Consider the following 21,153-nt stretch of genomic DNA (forward strand, 5'->3'; position numbering starts at 1 on the left):
AACACTCCCAGATCCGTAGCTATGCGGTGAAACCGCCGGGGTCCGACCAGGGACTCCGGCGGACATCGCGAAAGTGGTGAAACCCCATGGGTCCCCGGAACACGTCGGATCCTGCCCCCTCCGTCGAGGCCGTCCGCTCGCTCGCGGACGCCGCGCCGGTCCCCTTCTGGCTGGACCAGCCGGACCGCCCCGCGCCGCACGCGGCCCTGATCGGCGACGACCACTGCGATCTCGCGGTGGTCGGCGGCGGGTACTCGGGTCTGTGGACCGCGCTGATCGCCAAGGAGCGCAACCCCTCGCGGGACGTGGTCCTGATCGAGGCGCACGAGATCGGCTGGGCGGCCTCGGGCCGCAACGGCGGATTCTGCGCCGCGAGCCTGACCCACGGCTTCTACAACGGTCTCGACCGCTGGGAGGGCGAACTCGCCCGGCTGGAACGGCTCGGCGAGGAGAACCTCGACGAGATCGAGGCGGCGATCGAGCGCTACGGCATCGAGTGCGACTTCCGCCGCACCGGTGAACTCAACGTGGCCACCCAGCCGCACCAGGTCGAGGAACTGCGCGAGGAGATCGACCTCGCGGCGAAGTACGGCACCGAACTGACCTTCCTGGACCGGGACGAGGTGCGGGCCGAGGTGGACTCGCCCACCTACCTCGCGGGCGTCTGGGACAAGACGGGCTGCGCGATCGTCGACCCGGCCCGGCTGGCCTGGGGCCTGAAGGCCGCGTGCGAGTCGCTCGGCGTACGCGTCTTCGAGCGCACCAAGGTGACCGAACTGGCCGAACACGGCTCGGGGATGATGCTGAAGACGCCCTATGGGCGGGTCTTCGCGGGCCATGTGGCGCTGGGCACCAACGTCTTTCCCTCGCTGGTCAAACGACTGCGGCCGTTCGTGGTCCCGGTCTACGACTACGCGATGATGACCGAGCCGCTGAGCGCCGGGCAGTTGGCGGCGATCGGCTGGAACAACCGCCAGGGCATCGGCGACACGAACAACCAGTTCCACTACTACCGGCTGAGCGCGGACAACCGGATCCTGTGGGGCGGTTACGACGCCGTCTACCACTACGGCTCGCGGATGTCCCCGGAACTGGACCAGCGTCCGGAGACCTTCGCGAAGCTCGCGGGGCACTTCTTCGAGACGTTCCCGCAGCTCGAAGGTCTGCGCTTCACCCACACGTGGGGTGGCGCGATCGACACGTGCAGCCGGTTCTCGGCGTTCTTCGGCACGGCGTACAAGGGCAAGGTGGCCTACGCGATGGGCTACACGGGCCTCGGCGTGGGCGCCACCCGGTTCGGCGCCGAGGTGATGCTCGACAAGCTCGACGGCCGCCCGACCGCGCGCACCGAGCTGGAGATGGTCCGCACCAAGCCCCTCCCGTTCCCTCCGGAACCGATCAAGTGGGCCGGCGTCACGATGACGAAGTGGTCGATGGACCGAGCCGACAAGAACGCCGGCAAGCGCAACCTGTGGCTCAAGACCCTCGACAAACTGGGCATGGGCTTCGACAGCTAGGACCGCGCTGCGCGCGGGGCAGCGGCCTCCGGCCGCTCTCCTCGCACGCTCGTCGATCACCGCACGCGATCACGTCGTGGGCACTGACGCGCCGTCGGGCAGCCGGGTGAGCAGGCACCTCACTCGGCTTCCGGCATGTCCCCGACGCGGGCCGCGGGGCCACGATCGGCCCACCTCGCCGCGGTGGATCCGCAGCCTGCACACACAACGCAACGGGCGGTGCGGGTGGGCACCAAAAAAACCCGACCGAGACGGTCTGTAAGCCAAAAGCCGGAACCGCCGACAACCTGAAGGTTGAGCCGCCCGCATCGGACCACGCAGACTGGCGAAACCACATCCCCTCGGAAGGTCGGACCCGTGACGAACCACGTAACCCACTGGATTGCCAACGCGGAGTGGACGGGGACGTCCGAGCGTCGTGGCGACATCCACAACCCCGCCACCGGCAAGGTCACCGGCACGGTCGACTTCGCGTCCGTGGCCGAGGTCGACGAGGCCGTCTCCGTCGCCGTCCGGGCCTTCGCGACGTGGCGCAACGCCTCGCTGGCCAAGCGCTCCCAGGTGCTCTTCAACTTCCGCGAGTTGCTCAACGCCAAGAAGGACGAGCTGGCCGCGATCATCGTGGCCGAGCACGGCAAGGTGCACTCGGACGCGCTCGGCGAGATCGCCCGCGGCCAGGAGGTCGTGGAACTCGCCTGCGGCATCCCGCACCTGCAGAAGGGCGGCCACTCCGAGCAGGCGTCGACCGGCATCGACGTCTACTCGATCCGCCAGCCGCTCGGCCCGGTCGCGATCATCTCGCCGTTCAACTTCCCGGCGATGGTCCCGATGTGGTTCTTCCCGATCGCGATCGCCACCGGCAACACGGTGATCCTCAAGCCGAGCGAGAAGGACCCCTCGACCGCGAACTTCCTCGCCGAGCTGTGGAAGCAGGCCGGCCTGCCCGAGGGTGTGTTCAACGTCGTGCACGGCGACAAGGTCGCGGTGGACCGCATCCTGGAGCACCCCGACATCAAGTCGGTCTCCTTCGTCGGCTCGACCCCGATCGCCAAGTACGTGTACGAGAACGGCACCCGCTACGGCAAGCGTGTGCAGGCCCTGGGCGGCGCCAAGAACCACATGCTGGTGCTCCCGGACGCCGACCTCGACCTGGTCGCCGACGCCGCGGTCAACGCCGGCTTCGGCGCGGCCGGCGAGCGCTGCATGGCGATCTCCGCCCTGGTCGCGGTCGAGCCGATCGCCGACGAGCTGATCGGCAAGATCAGGGAGCGCATGACCAAGCTCCAGGTCGGTGCGGGCAACGACGCCGCGTCCGAGATGGGCCCGCTGGTCACCCGGCAGCACGCCGACAAGGTGCTGTCCTATGTACAGGCCGGCGTGGACCAGGGCGCGACGCTCGTGGTCGACGGCCGCACCCACCCGATCAACGGGGACGACACGGCGGACGGCTACTGGGTCGGCCCGACCCTGTTCGACAACGTCACCCCCGAGATGTCGATCTACACCGACGAGATCTTCGGCCCCGTGCTCTCCGTGCTCCGGGTCGACTCGTACGACCAGGGCCTGGCCCTGATCAACGCCAACCCGTACGGCAACGGCACCGCGATCTTCACCAACGACGGTGGCGCGGCCCGCAAGTTCCAGAACGAGGTCGAGGTCGGCATGATCGGGATCAACGTGCCGATCCCGGTCCCGGTCGCCTACTACTCGTTCGGCGGCTGGAAGAACTCGCTGTTCGGCGATCTGCACGCGTACGGCGCCGACGGCGTGCAGTTCTTCACCCGGGGCAAGGTCGTCACCCAGCGCTGGCTCGACCCGAGCCACGGCGGGATCAACCTGGGCTTCCCCACCAACGACTGATCACCTCCTCGCCTCGGCGAGACTTCACGGCGAGCCCGCCGGACCCCGACGACGTGGTCCGGCGGGCTTCGCCATTTCCTCCACGCGCCTTCCCTGGCAGCATGCGTGACGGGTCGTCAGATGATCAGTCGACGGCCGTTACGGACGTGACAGGGGAACGGCGCATGCCCATCCAAGACAGTCCGGCCGGCGACACCGCCGTCCGGTTGATCCAGATCTCCGACGTGCACTACCGGGACGCCCCGGGCACCCACGGATTCGTACGGCACGACCCGGACGCGGGATTGGCGGCCACCCTGGAGGGCGCCGCCGACGCGCTCGCCGCGGCGGACGTACTGGTCGCCTCCGGCGACCTGGCCGACACCGGCGAGCCGGGCGCCTACCGGCGGCTCGGGGACGTGCTCCAGGCGCTGCCGGTGCCGGTGTACTGCCTCCCGGGCAACCACGACAGCCACGACGCCTACACCGCCGGCCTGCCCCGCACCGGCGTGCACCTGGAACCCGCGGTACGGATCGGGTCCTGGCTGCTGCTGATGGTGGACACCAACGCGCTGGGTCGCGAACACGTCGGGGACGGGGTGTACCGCGACCTCGACGACCGCATGACACGTGCCGACGGGCCGGAGCTGAGCGCGCCGGAGGCTGCCCGGATCCGGGAGATCCTGGCCGGCTCGGACGCCGAGCACGCGCTGCTGTTCCTGCACCAGCCGCCGCTCGCGGAGATCTGTCCGAACCTGGACCCCTCCGGCCGACTCGGCGCGCTGCTGCGCGACTTCCCGCGGATCCGGGCGATCTCCGGCGGACACCTGCACGGCTCCCTGGAGGGCGAGTTCGCGGGTGTACCGGTGTTCGTGGCGCCCTCGACCACGTACAGCATCGACTACGAGGGCAGGCACTTCGACGGCCCCGGCTACCGGACCTTCACCCTGCACCCGGACGGCCGGGTGGAATCCGCCGCGCACACCGTGCCCGGGCCGATCACCGACGCGATGCGGGCCAGGCCCGCGCCGCGCTTCCTCACCGAGCTGATGATGGGCCTGGTGACGGTCGAGGACATGCGCGCGCTGAGCGACGAGCAGTTCGAGGAGCGGTTCGGCGAGCCCCGGCCGGTACGGGGCGCCTGAGCCCGACGCACAGCCCGCGCGGCGGCCCGATCGACCCCGACCGATCGACCCCGGCCCCGGATATCGCGGTTGTTCCCATCCCGGCCCGACCAGCACGAGGAGACACGTGACACAACATCAGGCGCACGCCGGAGTCGCTCTCGAAGGCGTCCGCAACTTCCGCGACATCGGCGGTCTGCCCACCGTCGACGGCCGACACGTCCGGGCCGGTCGCTACTTCCGCAGCGGCCACCTGGCCACGCCCACCGACGCCGACCGGGCGAGCCTGGCCCGACTGGGCATCCGGCTCGTGGTCGACCTGCGCAGCCCGGCCGACATCGAGCTGGACGGCGCGGACGTGCTGCCCGAGGGCGCGCGGTGGCTCAACCTGTCGATGTCCGACCCGGCCCGGGGCGCGGAGTTCTGGCGCGACATGCGCTCGGCGGACCTCGACGTGCTGCGCGAGCGGCTGGGCGACGGGCGGGCGGAGAAGTCGATCGCCGCGGACTACCGCGACCAGGTGGTGAGCCGGGTCGACAAACACGCGGCACTGGTGCACGCGCTGATCGAGGCCGACGGCCTGCCGGTGGTGGTGCACTGCTCTGCCGGCAAGGACCGCGCGGGCATCGCGGCGGCCCTGGTCCAGCGCCTGCTCGGCGTCGGCGTCGACGACGTGGTGGCGAACTACCTGATCAGCAACGACCCGGCGCACCGCTACACGCCCAACAGCGACCGGCTCGCGATGCGCCCGGGCCTGCTGGAGCTGTTCCGGCCGTTCCTGGAGGTGCGCGAGGAGTACCTGCGCGGCGCGCTGGAGGTGATGGACACCCACTGGGGCGGCTTCGACGCCTACCTGGAACGCGGCCTGGGCCTGGACGCGGACCGGCTGGAGCGGCTGCGCGCGGCGCTGCTGACCGACTGACCGAGGGCCGAGCCGTACCGGCCCGGAACACACCCGAGGGCGGTGCCCACAGGAGGAGGCACCGCCCTCGGGCGGGTGGTCACGGAAGACGGGAGGGGTTCAGGAGTCGTCGGCCATCAGCTTGATGTTCCAGCGGGTCTCCTGGCGCGGACGCAGGTAGAGCACCCAGTACAGCGCGGCCACCACGACGATGCCGCCGGTGATCTCCAGCGCGCGCATCGGTTGTTCGGTCAGCACGTAGATCATCGCCGCGATCAGCAGCACCGGGATCACCGGCCACAGCGGCATCCGCCACGCCTGACCGCTCTTGTGCACACCCCGGCGGGCGACCAGTACGGCCAGCGCCACGGTCAGGTAGAGCGCGGCGACCGCGACGCCGGTGACCTCGCCGAGGATGTCGAGGTTGACGAAGCACAGCAGCGCGCCCGGCACGCCGACCACCAGCGTGGACACCCACGGCGAACCGAACCGGTTCACCTTGCCGAAGGCCCGGTTGATCGGTTCGGGCCAGGCCTTGTCCCGCGCCGAGGCGTAGACCACACGCGAGTTCTGGATCACCATGACCACGCCCGCGTTGATGATCGCCAGTGCGATGCACAACCCGATGAACGTCGCCATGCCGTGGTTGGACCAGCCCTCGACCAGGCCGAGGATGTCGCCCTCGGCCAGTGCCGCCTGGGACGGCGCGCCCAGCGAGATGGCGATGGTCGGCACGATCAGGATCACGCCGCCCAGACCCAGGGTCCACAACACCGTGCGCGAGACGGTGCGCCGCGGGTTCTCCATCTCCTCGGCCAGGTAGACCGCGGTGGAGAAGCCCTGCAACGCGAACAGCGCGCCGGCCATGCCCGCGATCAGCAGGCCCATCTTCAGCGGGTCGGTGGTGCCGGCCGCGGCGTCCGCGACCACCTCGGGCTTGACCAGCGTCGAGGCGGACTGGTGCACGTTGCCGAACCCGAGGAAGGCCACGATCGCCGCGGCGACCACCTCCAGGGCCAGGAACACACCGGTCACCCACGCGTTGGCGCGCAGGTCGAGCAGGCCCATGATCGTCGCCAGGATCATCACCGCGGCGCCGGCCCACATCGTGTCGACCGTGGCGATCGAGGTCAGGTAGTCGGCGGTGCCGAGCGCGATGATCGGCGGCACGATCATCACCACGATGGTGGCGATGATGAAGACCAGCCAGCCCATGAAGCGCCCCATCAGGGTGCCGACCATGGCGTACTCGCCGCCGGCGCTGGGGATCAGCGTGCCCAACTCGGAGTAGCAGAACGCCACCCCGATACACAGCACGGCGGCCACGACCAGGGCCAGCGAGGTCCCGGACCCCAGATCCGCGAACATGCCCGGCACGATCACGAACAGGGACGACGCGGGGGTCAGACAGGACAGGGTGAGCAGTGTGCCGCCGACGACACCGATGGATCGTTTGAGCGGGGCGGGTGTGCCACCGACGTCTTCGAGCGTGACTGGAGTCAGGGTCCCGGACGGCGGTGGGGTGGTTTCTACAGCCATGAGCGCTACCTCTGCGGACAGAGCGGGGTGCGGTTTATCGCCTCCGGGACGGATGTGAGCCGTTCGCACGTTCCGAACGGTGCGGCGTAATACAAACGCCCGTTTGATCACGCGTCAAGGTTCCGATACCAACTGATTCCGTAGGTTGTGCCCTCGGATTTCGTCGAATAACGCTCCAAGCTGGCAGGTGATGGTGCGTAATCCGCAGATCGGCCTGCGGGAAAAGTTCTCCGACCGTTCACCTGGCGAGACGGTCGCCGGATCCGGTCGTCGTCCGGTCCGCCGGGCCGTGCGTCGGGTGGATCGCCATCCGGGCCGTCAGGTGCGCCGCCGCCCACAACACGATCCCGCACAGGGCCCACGCGGCAAGCACATCCGCCAACCAGTGGTAGTCGCACCACAACAGGGAGAAGCCGATCGCCGCGCACGACACCACCGCGCCGCGATGCCACCACCGGGCCGCGCGCGCGGAGCCGACACGCCCGAGCAGCAGCGCGGCCGTGCCGTAGCAGATCGTCGAGGTGGCGGTGTGGCCCGACGGGAAGAAGCCCCACTGGTCGGCGGGCAGCGGCGACTCGCTCGGCCCGGTCCGGCCGATCAGGTCCTTGCCGCCGATCACCGCGACCGTCACCACGAGCACCGCGCCCGCCGCGATCGTGATCGGGTACGCCCGGCGCAGCCGCCACGCGGCGAACAGCGCCGCCGCGGCGAGTGCGAGGCCGGCGGGGAGCGGTCCGCCGAGGTCGGCGAGGGTGTGCATGGGTCCGTCGAGCCAGGCCGCGCCCGTGGCGTCGGCGAGGTTTCGCGTGCCGTCGCGGACGATCCGGTCCAGCGTGATCGAGGGTCCGCTTTCGGCCATCACCTGCACGGTGAGCGCCAGGAGCACGACGGCGAGAATCAGCGGCGCTGCGAGGCGGCGCGTGTACTGTGAGTGAACAGACCACCGCCCCGGAACGGGGGGCGTTGTCCCGGGGCGGCCACCGGCTTGCTCAGGGCCGGTGTCGGAGGAAGGTCTGTGCATCTCACTCGAAGATACGCGGAGAAGGGGTCGTCGAGTTCCCGACGCGCGGCCTCCTCACAAACCCTGCACACGTTCTCCACGGTCTGGAAGGTGGGACATACACGCTGTACGTTGGAGCATTGAAGGGTGTGAGCGGGGTCACAGCGCGTGTCGCGTGACTCCGGACACCCCGGAGAGTCCAAGTACGCGGAGAACATCCGTAAGCAGGGCAAATCGACGGTGGCTCGAGTGACGTGGCATTGACGCAATGTCGTCGATCGCCCCTCTGCTGTCAGCACGCAAAGGTAGGGTTGGCCAGGTGGTTGAAGAGTCCGATTACTCGACATACCGCGTGCCGTGCATCCCGGCCCCTGCGGGGAGCGGGCGCGTCCGCCGGATCGAGGCTCCGGTGGTTTCCAAGGGCGTCAAGGCGGGCGGTGCCGTGTTCGATTCCTCGGTGGAACCCCGGCCGGGTCGCGGCGCGGGTGCGATGGGCGTGGTCCTGACCAGCGACCGCCAGCTTCGCGTCGTGCGCACCACCCGACCGCGCGGCCTCCGGCTCGAAGGCGAGATCGACCTGGCGAACGTGGACGTGGTGCGCCGTGTCCTCGGCGCCGCCGCGCGCGACGGTGGCGACGTCCGGGTGGACGTGAGCAAGCTCGTGTTCATCGACGTCGCGGGTCTGCGCGTGTTCGTCGACCAGGCCGGCGCGTTGGCGCGGCGTGGTGGGCACATGGTTCTGGTCGGCGCGAGCCGACAGATGGTGCGCGTGCTCGCCCTGTGCGGGTGGGACGCCGTTCCGGGCCTGACCATGGTCGAGCGGATCGCTCCGGCGCCGCGCCGACCACGGATCTGATCGCCCGAACCCGATCGTTCGATCCCGATCCCCGAATCCCGAATCCCGATCATCCGGGTCCGAGGCATCCGGATGTGATCGCCCGCCGAGCGCGGGTCCGATCCTCCGACCCGATTTCCCGACACGACGCCGAACCCCCGGTCGCCGGAGCATTCCGGTGACCGGGGGTTCGTGGTGTTCGGACCGTTCGGGGTGTCGCCCGACTCAGACCGTGGCGGCGAAGGCCTGCTCCAGCAGGTCCAGGCCCTCGACGAGCAGGTCCTCCGGGATCACCAGCGGCGGCAGGAAGCGCAGCACGTTGCCGTAGGTGCCGGCGGTCAGCACCACCAGGCCCTGGGCGTGGCACGCCTTGGCGAGCGCGCCGGCCAGCTCCGGGTTCGGCTCCTTCGAGCCGGGCTTGACCAGCTCGATCGCGATCATCGCGCCGCGCCCGCGGACGTCGCCGATCTCGGCGAACTTCTCGCTCATCGCGCCCAGTCGGCCCAGCATGATCTCGCCGATCCGGCGGGCCGCGCCGTTCAGGTCGAGCGCGCGCATGGTCTCGATCGCGCCGAGTGCCGCGGCGCACGCGACCGGGTTGCCGCCGTACGTGCCGCCCAGACCACCCGCATGGGCGGAATCCATGATCTCGGCGCGCCCCGTCACCGCGGCCAGCGGCAGGCCGCCCGCGATGCCCTTGGCGGTGGTGATCAGGTCGGGCACGATGCCCTCGTCCTCGCACGCGAACCACTGGCCGGTGCGGCAGAACCCGGTCTGGATCTCGTCCGCGACGAAGACGATGCCGTTGTCCCGGCAGAACTCCACGATCCTGGGCAGGAAGCCCTTGGCCGGCTCGATGAAGCCGCCCTCGCCCAGGATCGGCTCGATCACCACAGCGGCGACGTTGTGCGCGCCGATCTGCTTGGTGATCGCGTCGATCGCCTGCGCGGCGGCCTCCTCGGCGCAGTTCTCCGCGCCGGTGAGCCAGCGGTAGGGGTAGGCGACCGGGACCCGGTACACCTCGGGCGCGAACGGGCCGAACGACTCCTTGTACGGCATGTTCTTCGCGGTCAGCGCCATGGTCAGGTTGGTGCGACCGTGGTAGCCGTGGTCGAACACCACGACGGCGGGGCGCTTGGTGTGGGCACGCGCGATCTTGATCGCGTTCTCCACCGCCTCGGCGCCCGAGTTGAACAGTGCGGTGCGCTTGTCGTGGTCGCCGGGGGTCAGCTCGTTCAGCTGCTCGGCGACGGCCACGTACGACTCGTACGGGGTCACCATGAAGCACGTGTGGGTGAAGCGCTGCAACTGCTCGGAGGCGCGACGCACCACGCCCTCGGCCGAGTTGCCGACGCTGGTCACCGCGATGCCGGAGCCGAAGTCGATCAGCGAGTTGCCGTCCACGTCGACGACCACGCCGCCACCCGCCTGGGTCACGAAGACCGGCAGGGTGGTGCTGACGCCGCGCGGGACCGCCGCGTTGCGGCGGTTCATCAGCTCGGTCGACTTCGGGCCGGGGATGGCGGTGACGAGCCGGCGCTCCTGCGGGAGCGAGGGCCCGCCGGGCTGCGAAGCGCCCATGCTGGTCTCCTGTGGGGTCGAGGTGGGTCGGCGCGGTGGCACCGTGGTCCTCTTCGCAGGCTAGGCGCCGGGTGGTGTTCGCCGCATGCGCCGCATCGGTGAGTCGCCCGGTTGCTTGTGTCCGGGATGGACAAATGCCGATCGGGCAGAACAACTCCGAACGGATTGCGGAACGGATTGCGGACTCGCCTCGGAATGATCGTCACGAGCGCGGGTTCCGCGCCTAGATTGAGTCCCGGCCGAAGGTGTGGTTCCGGAAGGGCGAGGCGTGAACGTGGAACGGTCGGATTCCCCTGCGTCGCGGGCCGTCGAGGCCGAGGCCCTTCGCGGTGATCGCAGCCGCGGTGATCGCGGCCGAGATGATCGCGGCCGAAGCGATCGCACCCGCGCCGACGAGCCGCCGGGCCGTCGCCCGCCGGCGGGCCGGGCCCGGGTGCCGGCGCCGGCCTCGCCCGGACGCGGCCTCGATCCCGACGGCTTCGACCTGCGCGGCTGGCTGCGCGGGCCGCGACACCGCGAGGCCCCCGGCATCTACGGGTTCGGGCGCGACGAGCGGGAGATCCGGCTGCGCGCGGCCGAGCGCGACGCCCGCACCCGGCCCGAGGCCGCGCTGGTGCGCAGGGCCGTGCTGTGGCTGGTGATCGCGATCGCGAGCCTGAACTGGGTGATCCTCGCCTACGTCTGGCTGGTCCGGAAGATCCTGCCCGAGTTCCTGTGGCCGCTGCTGTTCAACAACCTGCTCTACGTCCTGGTGTTCGCGCTCTTTTGCTACCTCGGCCGCTGGTACGAGATCGCCTGGCCGTTCCTGCGCCCGTGGTGGCAACGACTGGACCGGCGCGCCGAGCTGAACGGGCGTCCGCGCCCCGAACAGTGGCGCCGGGCCGCGCTGTTCCTGGTGCTCGGCTTCGTCGCCTGGATCGTGCTGATGCGGCCGTTCGTCGCGCTGCTCCTGCTGATCTTTCCGCGCGGGGCGCTGCACGACCTGCAGTGGCTGGTGCGTCTCGTCTACAACGGCGGCTTCGTCTACGCCGCCGCGGTGCTCGGCCGGTGGCGCGTGGTGGTCGAGCCGTACACCCGCACCCCGCGCGAGCACGCGACGCCCGAGGACGAGGAGGCGCCCGTCGACGCCGACCTGTGGCCCGAGTTGCGCAACGCGGGGCAGCACGAGGCCGCCGACGTGCTCGACGACGAGGTGGCGGCGGGGCGCTTGCGGGACGTGGACTACCTGCGGCTGCGCCGGGTGATCGAGGCGGGCGACCGGGACCCCGAGTATCTGGCCGACGTGGCCGAGGAGATCGTCGATCACGGCGCTGCGGCCTGTCGGCACGGCTCCGGGCAGCGCGACGTGCGGCCGCGGCGGGCCGAGCACGATCTGCTGACCGGGCAGGTACGGATCGGGGCGGGCACCGACCACGCGCGCAATCCGGCGCTGTACCGCGCCGCCGACTTCGCCTTGGACCCGGACGTGCTCGGCGCCTCGATGCTGGTGGTCGGCGCGTCCCGGGCCGGCGAGCCGGGGCGGCTGCTCGAACCCGTCGTGGAGGCGATGAGCCTGCGCGCGCTCACCGGCACCGCCTCGCTGCTGGTGATCGACGCCAAGGGCGACGAGTTCGAGCGCCCCGGCGGCTACGACCGCGAAGTGATCGTCGGCGACCGCGACTCGCCGTGGGGCCTGGACCTGTACGGCGGCGCCGGCACTCCCGAGGATGCGGCCGATCGGCTCGCCGCCGCCGCGCTGCCGCCGAGCGCGCTGGGCCTGGGCGAGGGCGCGAGCAACGCGCTGCGCCAGGTGCTGGGCGCGTATGTGGCCGGGCACGACCGCTATCCCGACGTGGGCACGCTGCTCGACCTGCTCGACGGCACCGAGGCGGCGCTGGCCGCGTTGGAGGAGGCGCTGCGCGCGGCGGGCCGCTACCCCGAACACGAGCGGGCGCTGCGGGCGATGGCGCGCGGCGACGACGACGCGCGGATGCTGGTGCAGCGGCTCGCGGTGCTGGAGAGACCCGGCGTCGCCGAGCTGTTTCACGCGGACCGGGAGCGGTTCGGCGCGGGCGAGATCGACCGGCCGCTGCGGGTGCGGATCGCGCTGAACGAGGCGGCGCACCCCGAGGCGGCCCGGCTGATCGGCCGGCTCGTGCTGGCCCAGTTCGTCCAGGCGATGGCCACCCCGCGGCGCGAACGCGGACCGCGCCGGGTGTTCGCGTGCCTGGTCGCCGACGACGCGGGTCGGCTGATCGACGAGTACGCGGCCAAGGGCCTGCAGTGGGCCCGCAACCGCCGGGCGGGCCTGGTCCTGTCGGTGCGCTCGCTCGATGACCTGGCCCCGGCGCTGCGGCACGGCGTGTTCGCCGCGGCCGGCTGCAAGGCGATCGTCCCGGGCGCCTCCCGCGCCGACGCCGAACTGTTCGCCGAACACTGGGGCATGACCAAGGAGCAGGAGCGCTCGATCACCATGGGCTCGCCGGAGGGCGGCCTGGTCAAGCGGCTGCGCTACTCGGTGCTCGGCGCGCTGTTCGGCGAGAAGGCGAGCGGACGCTCCGAGCGGGTGACCACCCGCACCGTCGAGCGTTATCGCTGGTCGCCGGCCGAACTCACCAGCGACCTGCCCACCGGGCACGCCGTGCTCAGCCTGACCACCCGGAAAGGCGAGCGCACGCCTCCCGTGCTGATCGATCTCGGCCGCTGAGTCACACTGGAGACCTCTCCCACTCCAGTTTGGACAAACCGACATGCCGCCCACCCTCGCCTCCCTGGTCCGCGCGCCCGCCCTCGACCTGCGCGTGCTCGCGGGCAAGGGCGGCCTGGAGCGCGAGGTGCGGTGGGTGCACACCAGCGAACTGGCCGACCCCACGCCCTACCTGGAGGGCGGCGAACTGCTGCTGACCACCGGGATGAAGCTCGGCCGCAACAACGCCGAGCGGCGCGCCTACGTCGAGCGGCTGGCCGCGGCCGAGGTGGCGGGCCTGGGCATCGGCGTGGGACTGACCCTGGACCGGGTGCCCGCGGTGATCGTCGAGACGGCCGAGAGCCACGGCTTCCCGGTGTTCGAGGTGCCCCGACCGACCCCGTTCATCGCGATCAGCAAGGTGGTCTCCTCGGCGCTCGCGGCCGAGCAGTACGAGACGGTCACCACCGGATTCGCGGTGCAGCAGGAGCTGACCCGGGCCGCCGCCGGGCGCGAGGGCGCCGCGACGCTGATCCGCCGACTCGCGGGCCGGCTCGACGGCTGGGCCGCGCTCTACGACGCCGATGGCACGCTGCGCCAGGTGGCACCTGCGGCTGCCCGCCCGCGTACCGAGGCGCTGCGCGCCGACATCGACAAGCTGCGCCGGATGCCCGCCCCGTCCTCGGCGTCGCTCCAGGAGGACGAGGACGGCGGGCGGGTGGTGGTGCAGTCGCTGGGCGCCGAGCGACGGATCAGCGGGTTCCTGGCGGTGGGTACCGACCGGCCCGCGCGTACCGCCGACCGGCAGACCCTGGGCACCGCCGCGTCGCTGCTCACCCTGGCCCTGGAGCAGTCCCGGGCGGGCGCCGACGCCGGCGCCCGGATGCGGACCGCGTTGCTGCGGCTGCTGCTCACGGGGGAGCGGGCGACGCCCGCCGAACTGGCCCACGACATCGCGGCCGATCTGCCGCCGGGGCCGTGGCGGATGGTGGTGGCCACCGGACCGGACGCGGTGGTGGCCGCGTTCACGGAGCGGCTGTGCGCGCGGGCGGCCCGGGCGGGCACCCCGGCACTGACCGGCGAACTGGCCGGCGCGACGGTGCTGGTGCTGCCGGAGTCGGTCGACCCGGTCGAGCCGGTCGACCTGCCGGGGCTGGTCGCGGGCGTGTCCGGTCCGGTCGAGCCGGACCGGGCGGGCGACGGCTATCGGCAGGCGCTGGGCGCGCACGCGGTGGGCCTGCGCTCGGAGAAGGCGCTGACCGTGCACGGCCGGGACGCGGGCGGCCTGCTGCCGCTCCTGGACGGCGACGCGGTGCACGCGTGGGCCGATCAGGTGCTCGCGCCGCTGCGCGCGCACGACGCGGGCGGTCGGGGCGACCTGATCGTCTCGCTGCGCGCGTGGCTGGCCCGGCACGGGCAGTGGGACGCGGCGGCGGGCGATCTGGGCGTACACCGGCACACGCTGCGCTATCGCATCCGCCGGGTCGAGGAGATCCTCGGCCGCACCCTGGACGATCCGGACACCCGCGCGGAACTGTGGTTCGCGCTGCGCGACACGACCGGCACCGCCGAGGACAAGTCGTAGCACCGGCGGGCCGGGATTGGCCGGCATGGACAAAAACTCGCCCGCCCGATCGACGTACCGTGGACGACACCGGGATCATCGGCGCCCGTTGACGGAGAAGGAGCAGCAGTGACCACCACCCACGCGTTCTGGCTGGCGGGCCGCCAGGCCACCGGCGAGTCGACCTTCGACGTCACCAACTCGTACGACGGCCGGCTGGTCGGCCGGGTCTTCGAGCCCACCGACGCGCAGATCGAGGAGGCCGTCGCCGCCGCCCACGCGAGCGCGCACGAGTTCGCCGCGCTGCCCGCGTACCGCCGCGCCGCGGCCCTGGACCACGTCGCCCGGCGCCTGGGTGAGCGCACCGAGGAGATCGCCCGGCTGATCACCGCCGAGAACGGCAAGCCGATCAAGTGGGCGCGCGGGGAGGTCGGCCGCGCGGTGTCGGTGTTCCGCTGGGCCGCCGAGGAGGCCCGCCGGTTCAACGGCGAGGGCATGCGCCTCGACACCGATGCGGGCGGCACCGGCCGCTACGCGCTGGTCCGGCGGATCCCCAAGGGTGTGGTGCTCGGCATCGCGCCGTTCAACTTCCCGCTCAACCTGGTCGCGCACAAGGTCGCCCCCGCGATCGCGGTCGGCGCGCCGATCATCCTCAAGCCGGCGCCGGCCACCCCGCTGTCCGCACTGGTCCTGGGCGAGATCCTGGCCGAGACCGACCTGCCGGCCGGCAGCTGGAGCGTGCTGCCGGTGCCCAACGACCGGATGCCGGCCCTGGTCGAGGACGAGCGGCTGCCGGTCATCTCGTTCACCGGCTCGGGCCCGGTGGGCTGGAGCATCATGGACGCGGTCCCGCGCAAGCACGTGACCCTGGAGCTGGGCGGCAACGCCGCCGCCGTCGTGCTCGCCGACTGGTCCTCCGAGGCCGACCTGGAGTGGGCCGCGCAGCGGATCGCGACGTTCTCCAACTACCAGGGCGGCCAGTCCTGCATCTCGGTGCAGCGGGTGATCGCCGACACGAGCGTGTACGACCGCCTGGTGGAGAAGGTCGTGGCCAAGGTCGCCGCGCAGGTCACCGGCGACCCCGAGGACGACGCGGTCGACGTCGGCCCGCTGGTCAGCGTGGCCGCCGCCGAGCGGGTGCAGGCGTGGGTGGACGAGGCCGTGCAGGCCGGCGCCAAGGTGCTCACCGGCGGCACCCGCGACGGCGCGAACTACGCGCCGACCGTGCTCAGCGAGGTCCCGGCGGGCGTCACCATCGCCTGCGAGGAGGTCTTCGGCCCGGTGCTCACGCTGACCCGGGTGGACGGCACCGACGCCGCCTTCGCCGCGGTCAACGACTCCGAGTTCGGCCTTCAGGCCGGCGTGTTCACGCACGACATCCAGACCGCGTTCCGGGCCCAGCGCGAACTGGAGGTGGGCGGCGTGATCATCGGCGACGCCCCGTCCTACCGCGCCGACCAGATGCCGTACGGCGGCGCCAAGAACTCCGGCGTCGGCCGCGAGGGCGTCACCTACGCGATGACCGACTTCACGTACGAGCGCGTGATGGTCCTCACCGGCCTCGACCTGTAGGCCCCACCGACGAAGGGCCCGGCCACCTGGGGTGGTGCCGCCGGGCCCTTTCGCATGCCCGGGATCGACGCGGCGGGTGCCCGGGATCGACGCGGCGCACGCCTCGGATCAACGCGCGCATGTCTTGACGTCGGCGGTGGCATAGCTCTGGACAAAACCCCGTTACCCGGCATTCAGTGGACGTGCACGGGCAGGTAACACCGGTCGGTAACAACGTCGGTTCCGCTGCGAGTCCGCGAGGAGTCCGCCATGCCCCCTGTCAGCGAACGCGAAGCGCGCAAGGTCGCCGAGGAAGCGCGACAGCAGGACTGGGACAAGCCCAGTTTCGCCAAGGAGTTGTTCCTCGGCCGCTTTCGGCTCGACCTGGTCCACCCGCACCCCGAGGCGGACGCGGAGGAGATCCGTCGGGGGGAGGACTTCCTCGCGGTACTGCGCGAGTTCCTGACCACCCGGGTGGACGCGACCGTGATCGAGCGTGACGCGCAAATTCCCGACGAGGTGATCAAGGGCCTCGCCGAGATCGGCGCGCTCGGGATGAAGGTCGACACCGAGTACGGCGGCCTCGGCCTGAGCCAGCTGTACTACAACAAGGCGCTGGTCCTGGTCGGTTCGGTCAACGCCGCGCTCGGCGCGCTGCTGTCCGCGCACCAGTCGATCGGGGTGCCGCAGCCGGTCAAGCTGTTCGGCACCGACGACCAAAAGCGCGAGTTCCTGCCGCGCTGCGTGCGCGAGGTCAGCGCGTTCCTGCTCACCGAGCCCGACGTCGGCTCCGACCCGGCCCGCCTGGCCACCTCCGCGGTGCCCACCGAGGACGGCGACGCGTACATCCTCGACGGGGTGAAGTTGTGGACCACGAACGGCGTGGTCGCCGGACTCCTGGTGGTGATGGCCCGGGTGCCCAAGGCCGAGGGCCGGCGCGGCGGGATCACCGCGTTCGTCGTGGACGCCGACAGCCCCGGGATCACCGTGGAGAACCGCAACGCCTTCATGGGCCTGCGCGGCATCGAGAACGGCGTCACCCGCTTCCACCGGGTCCGGGTGCCCGCGGCGAACCGGATCGGCGCCGAGGGCGCGGGCCTGAAGATCGCGCTGACCACGCTCAACACCGGCCGGCTCTCGCTGCCCGCGATGTGCGCCGGCGCCGCCAAGTGGTCGCTGAAGGTCGCGCGCGAATGGGCGGGCGAGCGCGAGCAGTGGGGCCGCCCGATCGCCGCACACGAGGCGGTCGCGGGCAAGATCGCCTACATCGCGGCCAACGCCTTCGCGCTGGAGGCGGTCCTGGAGCTGACCGCCCGAATGGCCGACGAGGACCGGCGCGACATCCGGATCGAGGCGGCGCTGGCCAAGCTGTACTCCTCCGAAGTGGGCTGGCTGGTCAGCGACGAACTGGTGCAGATCCGCGGGGGACGCGGCTACGAGACCGCCGCCTCGCTGCGCGCCCGCGGCGAACGCGGAGTGCCGGCCGAGCAGATGTTGCGCGACATGCGGATCAACCGGATCTTCGAGGGCTCCACCGAGATCATGCACCTGCTGATCGCCCGCGAGGCGGTGGACGCCCACCTGGCCGTGGCCGGCGACATCATCGACCCCGACGCGGACCTCAAGGCCAAGGGCAAAGCCGCCGCCGACGCGGGTGTCTTCTACGCCAAGTGGCTGCCCAAACTGGTCGCCGGCAAGGGGCAGGTGCCCACGTCCTACCGCGAGTTCGCCCCCGCCGGGCTGCCGAGCCTGGCCGCGCACCTGCGCTTCGTCGAGCGCACCTCGCGCCGGCTGGCCCGCTCGACGTTCTACGGCATGGCCCGCTGGCAGGGCGCGATGGAGCGCAAGCAGGGCTTCCTCGGCCGGATCGTCGACATCGGCGCCGAGCTGTTCGCGATGAGCGCGGTGTGCGTGCGGGCCGACATGCTGCGCCGCCGCGACGCCGAGCAGGGCCGGGCCGCGTACGAGCTGGCCGACCTGTTCTGCCGGCAGGCGCAGATCCGGGTGGACGAGCTGTTCGGCCGGTTGTGGACCAACACCGACACGCTGGACGGGCGAGCCGTCGAGGGTGTGCTGGCGGGCCGCTACCTGTGGCTGGAGGAGGGTGTGCTCGACGTCTCCACCGAGGGCCCCTGGATCGCCGACGCGACGCCGGGACCGTCCAAGGTGGAGAACGTGCACCGACCCGTCGGCTGAGCCACGCGCGGGGGCCCGCGGGCGGGTACCGCAGGCTCCCGCGCGCCGACTCGCGCCGTCCGGGGCGGTCACCGCGGGCAATCGGCCGACCTGTGCTCGGCGCCTCGTCGGCGCGGGCCACAATGGACGGATGGACTCCCTGGCCGATCCGTACGCACCCTTCGCCGCCCCCGACCAGCCGCCCGGCCGACGGGACGTCGTCCTGCTCGGTTCCACCGGGTCGATCGGCACCCAGACCATCGACGTGGTGCGCGCCCACCCCGAGCTGTTCCGCATCGTCGGCCTGTCCGCCGGCGGCGGCCGGGTCGACGAACTGGCCCGGCAGGCGCTCGAACTCGGGGTCGAGGTGGTCGCCGTGGCCAAGGCGTCCGCCGCGCAGGACCTGCAACTGGCCTTCTACGCCGAGGCGCAGCGCCGCGGCTACGCCAAGGGGCAGTACAAGCTGCCGCGCATCCTGGCCGGCCCCACCGCCGCCACCGAACTCGCCGAACACCCGTGCGACGTGGTGCTCAACGGCATCACCGGCTCGATCGGCCTGGCCCCCACGCTGGCCGCGCTGACCGCGGGACGCACCCTCGCGCTGGCCAACAAGGAGTCGCTGATCGTCGGCGGCCCGCTGGTCAAGGCGATCGCCAAGCCCGGCCAGATCGTCCCGGTCGACTCCGAGCACTCCGCGCTGATCCAGGCGCTGCGCGGCGGCCGGGCCGATCAGGTCAAGCGGCTCGTGGTCACCGCCAGCGGCGGCCCGTTCCGCGGTCGCACCCGCGCCGACCTGGTCGACGTCACCCCCGCGCAGGCCGCGGCACACCCGACCTGGGACATGGGCCCGGTGATCACGATCAACTCGGCGACCCTGGTCAACAAGGGGTTGGAGGTGATCGAGGCGCACCTGCTCTACGACATCCCCTTCGACCGGATCGACGTGGTGGTCCACCCGCAGTCGATCGTGCACTCGATGGTGGAGTTCACCGACGGCTCGACGCTGGCCCAGGCGTCCCCGCCGGACATGCGGCTGCCGATCGCGCTCGGCCTGTCCTGGCCCGACCGGGTGCCCGACGCGGCGGCCGGCTGCGACTGGACCAAGGCGGCCACGTGGGAGTTCTTCCCGCTCGACCACGAGGCCTTCCCGGCGGTCGGGCTGGCCTGCGCCGCGGGCCGCGCCGGCGGCACCGCGCCCGCGGTGTTCAACGCGGCCAACGAGGAGTGTGTGGACGCGTTCGTCGCGGGACACCTGGGGTTCAACGGCATCACCGACACGGTCGCCGCCGTGGTGAGCGAGCATGATGTACGTGGGGACGGCAACCGGTTGACACTGGAAGACGTCCTCGACGCGGAGGACTGGGCGCGCCGACGGGCACGCGAGATCATCGCCCACGGAGGAGAACCCCGTTGACCCTGTTCATGACGATCCTCGGCATCGTCGTCTTTGTCGTGGGCCTGCTGTTCTCCATCGCCTGGCACGAGGCGGGCCACCTGGTCACGGGCAAGATGTTCGGCGTTCGGGTGCCGCAGTACATGGTCGGCTTCGGCAAGACGTTGTGGTCGAAGAAGATCGGCGAGACCGAATACGGCCTCAAGGCGATCCCGGCCGGCGGCTACTGCCGGCTGATCGGGATGTTCCCGCCCGACGCGTCGGGCAAGGTCCAGGCCCGCAGCACCTCGCCGTGGCGCAGCATGATCGAGGACGCCCGGGAGGCGTCCTACGAGGAGGTCGGTCCCGGCGACGAGGACCGGATGTTCTACCAGCGCAAGCCGTGGCAGCGCACGATCATCATGCTCGCGGGCCCGTTCATGAACCTGATCCTGGCCATCGGTCTGCTCGCGGTGTACCTGATGGGCTTCGGGATCAACAAGACCACCTCGACGGTGAGCACCGTCTCCGAGTGTGTGGTCAGCGCCGACGCGAAGACCGACAAGTGCCCCGAGGGCGCCAAGGCGGCACCCGGCAAGGCGGCGGGTCTGCTGCCGGGCGACCGCATCGTCTCGTTCAACGGGCAGAAGATCGGCGACTACGACAAGCTCCAGGGCCTGATCCGCAAGTCGTCCGGCGAGGTCACCCTCGTGGTCGACCGCAAGGGCCAGAAGCTGACCCTCAAGCCGGTGCTCGAACAGAACAAGATGATCAAGATCGACGGCGACGGGCGGGCCGTGCCCAACCAGTACGTCACCACCGGCTTCCTGGGCATCAGCCCCGCGACCGGGATCCAGCGCCAGAGCGCCGCCGAGTCCGTCGAATTCACCGGTGACATCGTCAAGAACGCCTTCCACGGCCTGCTGCGCATCCCGCAGAAGGTCCCCGCCCTGTGGGGCGCGGCCTTCCAGGGCGACAAGCGCGATCAGGACTCCCCGGTCGGCGTGGTCGGCGCGGCCCGGGTCGGCGGCGAGGTCGCCGCGCTGGACGTGCCGCCGTCCCAGCGGGTCGGCCTGATGATCTTCATCATCGCCGGCTTCAACGTGTCGCTGTTCCTGTTCAACATGCTGCCGCTGCTCCCGCTCGACGGCGGCCATGTGATCGGCGCGTGGTGGGAGTCGATCCGTCGCCGGATCGCGAGCCTGCGCAAGCGTCCGGACCCGGGCCCGTTCGACGTGGCCCGGCTGATGCCGGTCGCCTACGTCGTGGCCTCGATCTTCATCGCCTTCACTGTCCTGGTGTTGATCGCCGACCTGATCAACCCCGTGAAGGTCACCTAGCGTCGAGAGCGCGCCCGTATCCGGGCCGGGCCGGCCCGGCGTGTGTCGATCAGGCAACAGGTGGGACGGCACAGGGGTACGGGCGCGTCCGTACCGGTGGGCGGTGGCGTAGCGTTGACGACGACCTACCCCGCCGAACCCACGGGACTC

The 21,153-nt window shown here is 71.4% G+C and carries 14 protein-coding genes; 11 read left to right on the forward strand and 3 right to left on the reverse strand.

Features of this window, described 5'->3' with window-relative positions; genetic code table 11:
* Positions 1–86: 86 nt before the first annotated feature.
* The 4 genes from ACFXKZ_RS24335 (at position 87) to ACFXKZ_RS24350 (ending at position 5,402) form a co-directional block, all read left to right on the forward strand.
* On the forward strand, positions 87–1,517 hold the full coding sequence (locus ACFXKZ_RS24335) for an NAD(P)/FAD-dependent oxidoreductase (RefSeq protein ID WP_380003061.1): 1,431 nt from the start codon (positions 87–89) through the stop codon (positions 1,515–1,517).
* 357 nt (positions 1,518–1,874) lie between these two features.
* Positions 1,875–3,377 (forward strand): CoA-acylating methylmalonate-semialdehyde dehydrogenase, encoded by a 1,503-nt coding sequence (locus ACFXKZ_RS24340; RefSeq protein ID WP_380003062.1) that lies wholly within the window; start codon positions 1,875–1,877, stop codon positions 3,375–3,377.
* A gap of 164 nt (positions 3,378–3,541) precedes the next feature.
* Complete coding sequence (locus tag ACFXKZ_RS24345) at positions 3,542–4,501, forward strand: metallophosphoesterase (protein WP_380003063.1); 960 nt, start codon at positions 3,542–3,544, stop codon at positions 4,499–4,501.
* 106 nt (positions 4,502–4,607) lie between these two features.
* The gene (locus ACFXKZ_RS24350) at positions 4,608–5,402 is read left to right on the forward strand and encodes a tyrosine-protein phosphatase (RefSeq protein WP_380003064.1); all 795 of its coding nucleotides are present in this window, start codon (positions 4,608–4,610) and stop codon (positions 5,400–5,402) included.
* 99 nt (positions 5,403–5,501) lie between these two features.
* Here ACFXKZ_RS24350 and ACFXKZ_RS24355 read toward each other — a convergent pair whose 3' ends face one another.
* Both ACFXKZ_RS24355 and ACFXKZ_RS24360 read right to left on the reverse strand, forming a co-directional pair.
* On the reverse strand, positions 5,502–6,920 hold the full coding sequence (locus ACFXKZ_RS24355) for an APC family permease (protein ID WP_380003065.1): 1,419 nt from the start codon (positions 6,918–6,920) through the stop codon (positions 5,502–5,504).
* Between the two features lie 238 nt (positions 6,921–7,158).
* On the reverse strand, positions 7,159–7,806 hold the full coding sequence (locus tag ACFXKZ_RS24360) for a phosphatase PAP2 family protein (RefSeq protein WP_380003066.1): 648 nt from the start codon (positions 7,804–7,806) through the stop codon (positions 7,159–7,161).
* 382 nt (positions 7,807–8,188) lie between these two features.
* Between ACFXKZ_RS24360 and ACFXKZ_RS24365 the strand changes: the two genes are divergently transcribed.
* Positions 8,189–8,776, forward strand: coding sequence for an STAS domain-containing protein (locus ACFXKZ_RS24365; protein WP_380003067.1), 588 nt, complete (start codon positions 8,189–8,191; stop codon positions 8,774–8,776).
* A 204-nt stretch (positions 8,777–8,980) separates the two neighbouring features.
* On the opposite strand, the gene gabT is transcribed toward ACFXKZ_RS24365, so the two are convergent.
* Positions 8,981–10,336 carry a 4-aminobutyrate--2-oxoglutarate transaminase gene (gabT, locus tag ACFXKZ_RS24370; protein WP_380003068.1) on the reverse strand — a complete coding sequence of 452 codons (1,356 nt, stop codon included), beginning with the start codon at positions 10,334–10,336 and terminating at the stop codon, positions 8,981–8,983.
* Positions 10,337–10,769: 433 nt separating this feature from the next.
* Here gabT and ACFXKZ_RS24375 point away from each other — a divergent pair, with 433 nt between their 5' ends.
* The 6 genes from ACFXKZ_RS24375 to ACFXKZ_RS24400 all read left to right on the forward strand — a co-directional run bounded on the left by ACFXKZ_RS24375 (position 10,770) and on the right by ACFXKZ_RS24400 (position 21,003).
* Positions 10,770–13,022, forward strand: coding sequence for a hypothetical protein (locus tag ACFXKZ_RS24375; protein WP_380003069.1), 2,253 nt, complete (start codon positions 10,770–10,772; stop codon positions 13,020–13,022).
* A gap of 43 nt (positions 13,023–13,065) precedes the next feature.
* Positions 13,066–14,586 (forward strand): PucR family transcriptional regulator, encoded by a 1,521-nt coding sequence (locus tag ACFXKZ_RS24380; RefSeq protein WP_380003070.1) that lies wholly within the window; start codon positions 13,066–13,068, stop codon positions 14,584–14,586.
* A 108-nt stretch (positions 14,587–14,694) separates the two neighbouring features.
* Entirely contained in the window at positions 14,695–16,137 is a 1,443-nt protein-coding gene (locus ACFXKZ_RS24385; RefSeq protein WP_380003071.1) for an aldehyde dehydrogenase family protein, read from the forward strand.
* Between the two features lie 249 nt (positions 16,138–16,386).
* On the forward strand, positions 16,387–18,312 hold the full coding sequence (locus tag ACFXKZ_RS24390; protein WP_380003072.1) for an acyl-CoA dehydrogenase family protein: 1,926 nt from the start codon (positions 16,387–16,389) through the stop codon (positions 18,310–18,312).
* Between the two features lie 130 nt (positions 18,313–18,442).
* A complete protein-coding gene (gene dxr / locus ACFXKZ_RS24395; RefSeq protein ID WP_380003073.1) occupies positions 18,443–19,705 on the forward strand; it encodes a 1-deoxy-D-xylulose-5-phosphate reductoisomerase in 1,263 nt (420 codons plus the stop codon).
* A complete protein-coding gene (locus ACFXKZ_RS24400) occupies positions 19,702–21,003 on the forward strand; it encodes a M50 family metallopeptidase (protein WP_380003074.1) in 1,302 nt (433 codons plus the stop codon). Before dxr ends, ACFXKZ_RS24400 begins: the two co-directional genes overlap by 4 nt.
* The last annotated feature ends 150 nt before the right edge of the window (positions 21,004–21,153 follow it).

It is taken from the genome of Embleya sp. NPDC059237 (assembly GCF_042754105.1).
Lineage (GTDB): Bacteria > Actinomycetota > Actinomycetes > Streptomycetales > Streptomycetaceae > Embleya.

Coding starts and splice junctions, on each gene's coding strand:
- gabT (WP_380003068.1), bottom strand. CDS start 10,336: ATGGGCGCTTCGCAGCCCGGCGGGCCCTCGCTCCCGCAGGAGCGCCGG.
- ACFXKZ_RS24355 (WP_380003065.1), bottom strand. CDS start 6,920: ATGGCTGTAGAAACCACCCCACCGCCGTCCGGGACCCTGACTCCAGTC.
- ACFXKZ_RS24390 (WP_380003072.1), top strand. CDS start 16,387: ATGCCCCCTGTCAGCGAACGCGAAGCGCGCAAGGTCGCCGAGGAAGCG.
- ACFXKZ_RS24380 (WP_380003070.1), top strand. CDS start 13,066: ATGCCGCCCACCCTCGCCTCCCTGGTCCGCGCGCCCGCCCTCGACCTG.
- ACFXKZ_RS24345 (WP_380003063.1), top strand. CDS start 3,542: ATGCCCATCCAAGACAGTCCGGCCGGCGACACCGCCGTCCGGTTGATC.
- dxr (WP_380003073.1), top strand. CDS start 18,443: ATGGACTCCCTGGCCGATCCGTACGCACCCTTCGCCGCCCCCGACCAG.
- ACFXKZ_RS24365 (WP_380003067.1), top strand. CDS start 8,189: ATGTCGTCGATCGCCCCTCTGCTGTCAGCACGCAAAGGTAGGGTTGGC.
- ACFXKZ_RS24335 (WP_380003061.1), top strand. CDS start 87: ATGGGTCCCCGGAACACGTCGGATCCTGCCCCCTCCGTCGAGGCCGTC.